This is a genomic window from Mesorhizobium sp. M0292 (assembly GCF_040321695.1).
Classification (GTDB): domain Bacteria; phylum Pseudomonadota; class Alphaproteobacteria; order Rhizobiales; family Rhizobiaceae; genus Mesorhizobium.
Map to the genome: position 1 here is coordinate 1 of NZ_JAMYSB010000058.1, position 1,279 is coordinate 1,279.

General features: G+C 59.8%; 2 protein-coding genes and 1 pseudogene. All 3 read right to left on the minus strand.

The window, feature by feature from the left end; translation table 11 throughout:
- Positions 1 to 166: 166 nt before the first annotated feature.
- Positions 167 to 583 carry a type II toxin-antitoxin system RelE/ParE family toxin gene (locus NKI96_RS32445; RefSeq protein WP_245260702.1) on the minus strand — a complete coding sequence of 139 codons (417 nt, stop codon included), beginning with the start codon at positions 581 to 583 and terminating at the stop codon, positions 167 to 169.
- A gap of 14 nt (positions 584 to 597) precedes the next feature.
- A pseudogene (locus NKI96_RS32450) lies at positions 598 to 862 on the minus strand (type II toxin-antitoxin system ParD family antitoxin).
- A gap of 29 nt (positions 863 to 891) precedes the next feature.
- Positions 892 to 1,279: hypothetical protein (locus tag NKI96_RS32455; protein WP_352807788.1), on the minus strand; the 388-nt coding region annotated here is incomplete at its 5' end.

Below are 1,279 nucleotides of genomic sequence, written 5' to 3' on the forward strand. Positions count from 1 at the left end.
GCCGCCAGCGGCGCACCGCCCTCGTTCGTGAGGCGTATATAGTCGCCACCAACCAGAACTGTCAACAGTCATCGACGATGTTTTTTCGATTTCTCGTGGAGATATCCACGGGGCGGAAATTCGTGAGCTGGCTTGGCTGAAATTGTGAGTGGTGTTCCGCTGAGGATCACTCTTCTACCAAGCGCCCACCTCTAGGCGGCGGCAGGTGCGTGCCATCGGCCTGAGAATCGCCTCCTGGCGAGTGTCGATCCCCACGCCAGCCTAAGCAGCGCTTCAGAGCCGGCCTTCCAGCAATTCCGCCGTGATGTTGCTGCCGGCGAAAAAATACCCAGGACCAGACCCGTTCGGCATCGACTGCGAAAGCAATGCTGACGGCACGTCGCCAGCCGATGATCCGCGGACCAGGCATGATCTCGACCCGCTCTGTGCCGCACTGTGGAAAAGTCGACACGCTCAGGCAATGGTCGCGGATGCCGACAACGAAATTCCAAGCGATCGCCGGCGACGCACGGGTCGCTATGTCGTCATAGAGCTGGTCGAGTTCAGTTTCCGCCTTGGGGTGAAAGACAATGCGGTGCTCCATTGCCTACTTTATGCCTATTTGGCTTTCGCCTGCTTCGCGTGATGACGCGCCTCGAGTCGCGAAAAAACCGTCTCGACAGGGATGCCCTTAGCCGGATCCTGCCGGAGCTCGGTCAGGCGCGCCGGAACCTCCTCGCGCAGCCATCTCTCCCGCTCCGCCTCGAAATCCTCGAGCATACGCAGGCCGGCGCGAACAATCTCACTGGCACTGTTAGCGGCCTGGTTCGAGCTGCTTCCTGATGAAGCTCTCATAGTGGTCGTTCAGAGCGTAGTCGGGCACGGCACCCTCCTGGAAGATTATGGCGCCGGTCAAAGCCCGGTAACAATGATTGGAAGCGCACGATCACGGTTCGTTTTCCAAGATCTGATGGCGAGAGAATGGTTCGTCGCCTGGTTTTGCAGGGTCCAAAGCGTCCGGTCACGATCGCGCCGGCGCGTGGCGGTTGCCGCGCTGACAGAGCCGGGAGCCAACCGGCTTCGCGCGGGCAAAGGTGCCGAATACAAAAAGGCCTGCGAGCTGCGGGCTTTGAATTGGTTGGGGCCATGATTTGGCTTTTCTGTCCCACGGCGTCGGCTTCGCCTGCTTGCGGGCCCCCGATGCAGGTTAAAATCGCCATCGATCACGGTCCGAACGCAAAAAGCCCGCGTGAAGCGGGCTTTTTTTGTTGGTTGCGGGGACAGGATTTGAACCTGTGAC